Origin of the sequence: Cupriavidus sp. WS, assembly GCF_000395345.1 — a bacterium.
Lineage (GTDB): Bacteria > Pseudomonadota > Gammaproteobacteria > Burkholderiales > Burkholderiaceae > Cupriavidus > Cupriavidus basilensis_B.
Map to the genome: position 1 here is coordinate 21036 of NZ_AQPL01000330.1, position 7613 is coordinate 28648.

At 69.7% G+C, this 7613-nt stretch carries 9 protein-coding genes; 2 read left to right on the plus strand and 7 right to left on the minus strand.

Going from position 1 to position 7613, the window contains the following annotated elements; all coding sequences use genetic code 11:
• Nucleotides 1–21: 21 nt before the first annotated feature.
• On the minus strand, nucleotides 22–507 hold the full coding sequence (locus tag K206_RS0125155; RefSeq protein ID WP_020423893.1) for a copper chaperone PCu(A)C: 486 nt from the start codon (nucleotides 505–507) through the stop codon (nucleotides 22–24).
• A gap of 180 nt (nucleotides 508–687) precedes the next feature.
• Between K206_RS0125155 and K206_RS0125160 the strand changes: the two genes are divergently transcribed.
• Nucleotides 688–2139, plus strand: coding sequence for an ATP-binding protein (locus K206_RS0125160; RefSeq protein ID WP_020205152.1), 1452 nt, complete (start codon nucleotides 688–690; stop codon nucleotides 2137–2139).
• Nucleotides 2136–2756 carry a response regulator transcription factor gene (locus K206_RS0125165; RefSeq protein ID WP_020205153.1) on the plus strand — a complete coding sequence of 207 codons (621 nt, stop codon included), beginning with the start codon at nucleotides 2136–2138 and terminating at the stop codon, nucleotides 2754–2756. The genes K206_RS0125160 and K206_RS0125165 overlap by 4 nt, the downstream gene beginning before the upstream one ends.
• Before the next feature lie 28 nt (nucleotides 2757–2784).
• On the opposite strand, the gene K206_RS0125170 is transcribed toward K206_RS0125165, so the two are convergent.
• The 6 genes from K206_RS0125170 to K206_RS0125195 all read right to left on the minus strand — a co-directional run.
• Nucleotides 2785–3138, minus strand: a complete 354-nt coding sequence (locus K206_RS0125170) for a hypothetical protein (protein WP_020205154.1) — start codon at nucleotides 3136–3138, stop codon at nucleotides 2785–2787.
• 256 nt (nucleotides 3139–3394) lie between these two features.
• The gene (locus K206_RS0125175) at nucleotides 3395–3598 is read right to left on the minus strand and encodes a CsbD family protein (protein ID WP_020205155.1); all 204 of its coding nucleotides are present in this window, start codon (nucleotides 3596–3598) and stop codon (nucleotides 3395–3397) included.
• Between the two features lie 102 nt (nucleotides 3599–3700).
• Complete coding sequence (locus K206_RS0125180) at nucleotides 3701–4279, minus strand: hypothetical protein (RefSeq protein WP_020205156.1); 579 nt, start codon at nucleotides 4277–4279, stop codon at nucleotides 3701–3703.
• A 234-nt stretch (nucleotides 4280–4513) separates the two neighbouring features.
• On the minus strand, nucleotides 4514–5845 hold the full coding sequence (gene hslU, locus K206_RS0125185) for an ATP-dependent protease ATPase subunit HslU (protein WP_020205157.1): 1332 nt from the start codon (nucleotides 5843–5845) through the stop codon (nucleotides 4514–4516).
• Between the two features lie 66 nt (nucleotides 5846–5911).
• Entirely contained in the window at nucleotides 5912–6448 is a 537-nt protein-coding gene (gene hslV, locus K206_RS0125190) for an ATP-dependent protease subunit HslV (protein ID WP_020205158.1), read from the minus strand.
• 322 nt (nucleotides 6449–6770) lie between these two features.
• Nucleotides 6771–7613 (minus strand): tripartite tricarboxylate transporter substrate-binding protein (locus K206_RS0125195; protein ID WP_020205159.1); only part of this gene is annotated, 843 nt, incomplete at its 5' end.

Below are 7613 nucleotides of genomic sequence, written 5' to 3' on the forward strand. Positions count from 1 at the left end.
GCCGGAGCCGGGACTTCAATTTCAGTGCTTGTGGTCGCCGTGCGCGCCGGCCGCGGGCGCGCCGGCCCCGAGGTCGCGCACCTCGGCGTCCACCTTCTCCTCGATCACCTTGCCGCCCTGCTCGATCCTGAGCGTCAGCGGCACGGTGTCGCCCTTCTTGAGCGGCGCCTTGAGGCCCATCAGCATCACGTGGTAGCCGCCCGGCTTGAGCTCCACGTCCTGCATGCGCGGCAGGTCCAGCGCGCCGACCGCGCGCATGCGCATGACGTTGCCGTCCATCTTCATTTCATGGACCTCGGCGGTGGCCGCGGCGGGCGTGCTCACGCCGACCAGTCTGGCCGTCTCGTGCGCGTGCAGGGTCATGAACACGCCGGTCGCGGTCTGCGCCGGCACGGTGCCGCGGGCCCAGGCGTTGCTGACGTCGACCTGCGCGAAGGCCGCGCCCGAACAGAGCGCGGCCAGCACGGCAGCGGCGGCGGGCAGGGCGGCGAGGAATCTGGCTTGCATGGGAATCTTCTCCACTGAACTTCACTTGCGTCGCAAAGGCGCCATTAGACCATGCCGGCGCGGGCGGCGTGGCCGGCGCCGGCGGTCAACGAACCAGTCTGGCAGCGCGCCGCGGGGTGGCCAATGCGGCACGGTGTCGCATAATGCGGGCCCGCGCCGCGCCATTGTTAAACTCGCGGCATGGATACCTCCTCCGCCGTGCCGCCCGGCCCGGCCTCTCCCGCCGCCGCGTCCGCCGCTGCCGCTGCCGCCGCGGCGACCTCCGCCCGCACCGGCCCGCTGCGCCACAACCTGGTGAGCCTGCGCCGCCTGTTCTGGCTGCGCTGGGCGCTGCTCGGCGGGCAGGCGCTGCTGCTGGTGTCGTGCGAGGCGGTGGCCGGCGTGATCCTGCCCTACAGCCCGCTGCTGGCCATCCTCACGCTGCAGACGCTGTTCAACCTGCTGACCGGGCTGCGCCTGCGCCACCAGCGCGGGCGCGGCGCGCGGCCCAGCGACGCCGAGCTGATGGGCCAGCTGCTGGTCGACCTGACCGCGCTGTCGGCCGCGCTGTTCTTCACCGGCGGCGCGACCAACCCGTTCGTCTCGTTCTACCTGCCCGGCCTGGCCATCGCCGGGGCGGTGCTGCCGTGGCGCCTCGTGGTGGTGCTGGCCTTCTACGCGATGGCCTGCTACAGCGTGATGCTGATCGAGTACGTGCCGCTGAACCTGCACAACCCGGACAACGCCATCACCTACCACCTCGCCGGCATGTGGCTGAACTTCGTCGTCAGCGCCACCATGATCGCGGTGTTCGTGGCGCGCCTGTCCAACGTGCTGCGCCAGCGCGACGCCGAACTCAACCTCGCGCGCGAGCAGTTGCTGCGCGACGCGCGCATCGAGGCGCTCAACGACCAGGCCGCCGCCGTGGCGCATGAGATCGGCACGCCGCTGGCCACGCTCGCGGTGATCGCGGGCGAGCTGCGCGCCGACGCCGCCGACGCGCGCCTGGGCGCCACCCCGGTCAACGCCTACCTGCCCGACCTGCAGACCGTGGAGCAGCAGCTCGACCTGTGCAAGTCGATCCTGGCGCGCCTGCGCGACGACCACCAGACCGCCGCGCCGCAGCGCGTGGACGCGTGGCTGGACGGCTTCGTCGAGCGCTGGCAGTTGCGCCACCCGCATGCGCGCCTGGAAGCCAGCGCCATCGGCGAGGCCGCCGCGCTGCCGGTGGAGGCCGCGCGCGTGGGCCAGATCCTGACCATCCTGCTCGACAACGCCGCGCGCAGCCAGCTCGCCGCCGGCCACGCGCAGGTGCCGCTGCGCCTGGCCATCGTGCTCGACAAGCAGGAGGGCCAGCCCACGCTGACCTTCCGCGTCACCGACCGCGGCCTCGGCATCCCGCCGGCGCAGCGCGCGCGGCTCGGCGAGGCGCCCATGAGCAGCATGCACGGCGGCCAGGGCATCGGCGCCTACCTGGCGCAGAGCGCCGCGCTGCAGATGGGCGGCTGGCTGGCCTGGCACGACCACCACGAAGGCGGCACCGTGGCCGAGCTGCATCTGCCCGAGCCTGCCGCCGCGCCGCCCGAAGCCCAACCGATTGCCTCACCCGCGGCCCCATCCACGGCCGCACCCACGACAACGAGCCAGCCATGACCGACGCCTCCCACGACCCCGCCGCCACGCAGCAGCCCGGCACCGGCGATGCCGGCCCCTTCCTGGTCATCGACGACGATGCCGTGTTCGCCGGCGCGCTGGCGCGCGCGCTCACGCGCCGCGGCTACGCGGTGCAGATCGCGCATACCGGCGCGCAGGCGCTCGCGCTGGCCGCGCAGACGCCGTTCGCCTACATCACGCTGGACCTGCACCTGAGCGCGCCGCCCGAGGCCGGCAGCACCGCGCCGGCGGAATCCGGCCTGCACCTGGTCGGGCCGCTGCGCGCGGCCCTGCCGGACGCGCGCATCCTGGTGCTGACCGGCTACGCCAGCATCGCCACCGCGGTGGCGGCGGTCAAGCATGGCGCCGACGAGTACCTGGCCAAGCCGGCCAATGTGGATTCGATCCTGACCGCGCTGATGGCGGGGGTATCGGAAGACGCGGCCGAAGCCGCGATGGAAGAGCCGGTGCCGCTGTCGGTGGCGCGCCTGGAGTGGGAACACATCCAGCGCGTGCTGGCCGAGCACGACGGCAATATCTCGGCCACCGCGCGCGCGCTCAACATGCACCGGCGCACGCTGCAGCGCAAGCTGGGCAAGCGGCCGGTCTCGCGCTAGCGCGGCGCGCGGGCCGCGCGCGGCATCGTCAGAGCCGCAGCTGGACGTAGTCCCAGTCGAGATCGTCTTCCCGCACCGGCTGCTGCGCCACGCGCAGCGCGTCGCTGGCATGGCGGTCGGCGCGCGAGCCGAGGTCGCCGGCCTCGACCGCCAGTTCGGCGGCGGGCGGCACGGCGTCGGCGCGCGTGCCGGCTTGTGTCTCGGTGCGCGTTTCAGTGTGCGTGTCGGTGCGCGTGCCGGTGTGTGTGTCGGCGGCGGCGCGGATCGCGGCGGGCGTGGCCAGCGCCGCGTGTGGCGCGACATCGGGGCGCGCGCACAGGAACAGGGTGGCGGCGGCCATGCCGCCCAGCACGGCGAAATAGGACAGCAGCTCGCGCTTCATTTCGGTCCTCCTGCCTGATCGGTTTGCGGTTGTTGTCATGAAGGCCGCCGGCGGCATGGCCGGCAGCCTCCGTGGAACGACCCGCCGCGGGGCCGTGGAGATGACCTGCGCCGCTGCACCGTCAAGTCCCCGCCGGCCGGAGCGCGGCGCGGATGGCTGGTGAGAGCGGCAAGCCGGCTCCCCAGGGAGAGAGCCGGCCGCCACTTTGTCATCGCACGGCAGCGCTTGCCAGCGCGCTTACCAATGCTTACGGTCCTTACCAGCGCGTGTCACGCTCCCACGCTTTCATTTCATCCTCGACACGTTCCTTGGTATAGCCGTACCGTTCCTGGATGCGGCCGGCAAGCTGGTCGCGCTTGCCCTGGATCTGCGTGAGGTCGTCGTCGGTGAGCTGGCCCCACTTCTCCTTGATCTTGCCCTTGGCCTGATCCCACTTGCCTTCGATCTGATCCCAGTTCATGGTTGCTCCTTGGTCGCGATTGCGGTGGACGGGGGCGCCGCGGCGCGGCTGGCCGGCCCGGTTGCTGCTGGTTTCGGCGCTGGTTTCGGCGCTGGTTTCAGGTTACTTGGCGTACCTGGCCTGCACGTTGGCCTGGCACTTGTCCTTGGCGTCGCCGGACAGCGCGTCGCACTTTTCCTTGTCGGCCTTGTAGCTGGCGTCGACGGTGTCCTTCCTGGCGTCGCGGCGCGCCTCGGCCACGTCGGTACTGGTGCCGGTGGCGGCGGCCTTGTCGACCTTGGCCGCGCCGAGCGCCTGCTCGTGGGCGGCCTTGGCTTCCTTCACGCACACGTCCTTGTCGTTGCCCTTGCGGTCGTCGCACTTTTCCTTGGCGACGTCGTAGTCGGCGTCGGCCTTGACCTTCTCGGCCTTGGCGCGGGCCTTCGCGGTGCCGTCGCGGGTGGCTTCGGCGTTGGCCTTGGCCACGTCCTGGTCGCGCCTGGCCTCCTTCACGCACACGTCCCGGGCGTTGTCCTTGAGGCTGTCGCAGCGGGCCCGCGCGGCCTTGTAGCCGGCGTTGGCCGTCTTCACGGCGGCGTCATAGTCCGCCCTGGATCCCGGCGCGCCCTGGGCCAGCGCATGACCGGCGGGGGCGGCGATCATCATCGAACATGCTGTGGCAATCAGCCATTTCTTCATCATGTCATGCTCCTTTTCAGTGACGGCATGGCGTGGATGGCGGCTCCGGCCTGCGGTCCGCTCTGGCCCACACCGTATGAACAGGTTACGCAGCAAGCCCGCGCGCAAGCAGGCGTGCGGCTCCGAAAGCCGCGTCAGACGATTCCCACAGTTGGCATAAGCAGGCCTCAAATGCCGATCGCCCCGCGTGGAGCGTGTCCACGCGGGGCGATCGGGGCTGGCTGCCGGGGCGGCGGCTTACAGCACGTAGCGCGACAGGTCCTCGTTGCCGGCGAGGTCGCCGAGCCGCTCATCGACATAGGCGGCGTCGATGGTGACGGTCTCGCCCGACGACTTGGCGGCGTGGAAGGACAGGTCCTCCAGCAGCCGCTCCATCACCGTGTACAGGCGGCGCGCGCCGATGTTCTCGACCTTCTCGTTGACCGAGAACGCGATCTCCGCGAGGCGGCGGATGCCGTCCGGCGCGAACACGAGCTGGACCTGCTCGGTGCCGAGCAGCGCCTGGTACTGCTTGGTCAGGCTGGCGTCGGTCTGCGTCAGGATGGCTTCGAAGTCGGACACCGACAGCGACTCCAGCTCGACGCGGATCGGGAAGCGGCCCTGCAGTTCCGGGATCAGGTCGCTCGGCTTGGACAGGTGGAACGCGCCGGAGGCGATGAACAGGATGTGATCGGTCTTGATCATGCCGTACTTGGTGTTCACCGTGGTGCCCTCGACCAGCGGCAGCAGGTCGCGCTGCACGCCCTGGCGCGACACTTCGCCGCCGCCCACTTCGCTGCGGCTGGCGATCTTGTCGATCTCGTCCAGGAACACGATGCCGTTCTGCTCCACGTTGGCCACCGCCTTGTGCTTGAGCTCCTCGTCGTTGAGCAGCTTGGCGGCTTCCTCGTCGATCAGCAGCTTGAACGCTTCGGCCACCTTCATCTTGCGGCGCGCCTTCTTGCCCTGGCCCAGGCCCGCGAACATGGTGCGGATCTGCTCGGTCATGTCTTCCATGCCCGGCGGGCCCATGATGTCCATGCTGGGCGTGCCGGCGGAGACCTCGAGCTCGATTTCCTTGTCGTCGAGCTGGCCTTCGCGCAGCTTCTTGCGGAACACCTGGCGGGTGTTGGAATCCTTTTCCTCGGGCTGGTTGAAGCCGATGTCGCGCGGCGGCGGCAGCAGCACGTCGAGCAGGCGGTCCTCGGCGGCTTCCTCGGCCTTGGTGCGCACCTTCTTCATCTCGGACTCGCGCGCCTGCTTGACCGCCATCTCGGCGAGATCGCGCACGATGGTGTCCACGTCGCGGCCGACGTAGCCCACTTCCGTGAACTTGGTCGCCTCGATCTTGATGAAGGGCGCGTCGGCCAGCTTGGCCAGGCGGCGCGCGATCTCGGTCTTGCCGACGCCGGTCGGCCCGATCATGAGGATGTTCTTCGGGGTGATTTCCTGGCGCAGGGGTTCTTCCACCTGCTGGCGGCGCCAGCGGTTGCGCAGCGCGACGGCCACCGCCTTCTTGGCCTTGTTCTGGCCGATGATGTGCTTGTCGAGTTCGGAAACGATTTCCGACGGGGTCATGGTATGCGGCATGGTATCCGTTCAAGAAAGGAGACGCGCAGGCCTCGCGCCGGCGGCGGCGCGGGAGCCGGCCGACGCTTATTCCAGCGTCTCGATGACGAAGTTGGTGTTGGTGTAGATGCAGAGCTCGCCGGCGATGCCGAGCGACTTTTCCACGATGTCCCTGGGCCCGAGGTCGGTGTTCTCCACCAGGGCCTTGGCCGCCGACTGGGCGTAGACGCCACCCGAGCCGATCGCGGCGATGCCGCCTTCGGGGTCGAGCACGTCGCCGTTGCCGGTGATGACCAGCGTGGTGTCGCGGTCCGCGGTGATGAGCATGGCTTCGAGCCGGCGCAGCGCGCGGTCCGAGCGCCAGTCCTTGGCGAGGTCGACGGCGGCGCGGGTCAGGTTGCCCTGGTATTTCTCGAGCTTGGCCTCGAAGCGGTCGAGCAGCGAGAACGCGTCGGCCGTGCTGCCGGCGAAGCCGACCAGGACCTTGCCGTTATAGATGCGGCGCACCTTGCGCGCCGTGCCCTTCATGACGACATTGCCGAGAGTGACCTGACCGTCACCGCCGAGCGCAACCTGGTTGCCGCGCCGCACGCTGACGATGGTAGTGCCGTGATACTGTTCCATGATGCCTTCGCGAGAATATGTCTGGGGGCTACTTGGCGACGGTAGCAACGAATTCAAGGGCCGCGGCGGCGACGCCCCGACCGGCTGCCGGACGGCGGCACCAGACCAATATAGACGAGCGCCGCGCGGCGCAGCGGACAGGCCGGGCCGCCAACGGGCCAGCCCGGCAGACCCGGCGGGATGCCGGCCGGCCGCGCGGGAACGGCGCAGAAGCGGCGCAAGAGCGGCGCAAGAGCGGTGCAGAAACGGCGCAGAAGCGGCGCAAAAGCAAAAAGGCCACGCGTCGCGCGTGGCCTTTTCTTCATTCCGGCTGGCCGGAGGCTCAGTCGGCGTACACCCCGGCCTTCTTGATGACCGGCGTCCACTTGCCGATTTCGGCGGTCAGGAAGGTCTTGAGCGAATCCGGCGTGGCGCGCTGGGCCGGCACCGCCTCGGCGCCCAGCTCGGCCATCTTGGCGCGGAAGTTGGGGTCGGTCACGGCCTTCTGCAGCGCGGCGGACAGCTTGTCCACCACCGGCTTGGGCGTACCCTTGGGCGCGTACATGGCGTGCCAGATCTTCACTTCCACGCCGGGCAGGCCCTGCTCGGCCGCGGTCGGGATGTCCTTGAACGCTTCCACGCGGCGGCTCTGCATGGCGGCGTAGGGCTTGAGCGAACCGGCCTTGAGCTGGCCGGCGATATTGGTGGTCTGGTCGCACATCAGGTTGACCTGCCCGCCCAGGATGTCGGTCAGCGCCGGCGCCGTGCCCTTGTAGGGCACCGTGGTCAGCTCGGTCTGGATCGCGCTCTGGAACAGCAGCCCGCACAGGTGCGAGGCCGAGCCGATGCCGGCGTTGGCCAGCGACAGCTTGGCGGCGTTGGCCTTGATGTACGGCAGCAGGTCCTTGAAGTTGTTCGGCGGCAGGTTCTTGTTGCCGACCATCACCATCGGCACGTCGGCGATCTCGCCCACGGTCTCGAAGTCCTTGAGCGGATCGAAGCCGAGGTTGCGGTACAGCGCCGGCGCCGTCGACATGCCGATGTGGTGGATCAGGATGGTGTAGCCGTCGTTCTTGGACTGGGCGACCTTCTTGGCGCCGATGGTGCCGCCGGCGCCGCCGAGGTTCTCGATCACCATCGTGGTGCCCAGGTGCTTGGACATGATCATCACCAGCTCGCGCGCGAC

Bases quoted from the DNA above. Each gene is read 5' to 3' on its own strand.
- K206_RS0125155 (WP_020423893.1), bottom strand. From the start codon at position 507: ATGCAAGCCAGATTCCTCGCCGCCCTGCCCGCCGCCGCTGCCGTGCTG.
- K206_RS0125160 (WP_020205152.1), top strand. From the start codon at position 688: ATGGATACCTCCTCCGCCGTGCCGCCCGGCCCGGCCTCTCCCGCCGCC.
- hslU (WP_020205157.1), bottom strand. From the start codon at position 5,845: ATGCCGCATACCATGACCCCGTCGGAAATCGTTTCCGAACTCGACAAG.
- K206_RS0125180 (WP_020205156.1), bottom strand. From the start codon at position 4,279: ATGATGAAGAAATGGCTGATTGCCACAGCATGTTCGATGATGATCGCC.
- K206_RS0125165 (WP_020205153.1), top strand. From the start codon at position 2,136: ATGACCGACGCCTCCCACGACCCCGCCGCCACGCAGCAGCCCGGCACC.
- K206_RS0125175 (WP_020205155.1), bottom strand. From the start codon at position 3,598: ATGAACTGGGATCAGATCGAAGGCAAGTGGGATCAGGCCAAGGGCAAG.
- hslV (WP_020205158.1), bottom strand. From the start codon at position 6,448: ATGGAACAGTATCACGGCACTACCATCGTCAGCGTGCGGCGCGGCAAC.
- K206_RS0125170 (WP_020205154.1), bottom strand. From the start codon at position 3,138: ATGAAGCGCGAGCTGCTGTCCTATTTCGCCGTGCTGGGCGGCATGGCC.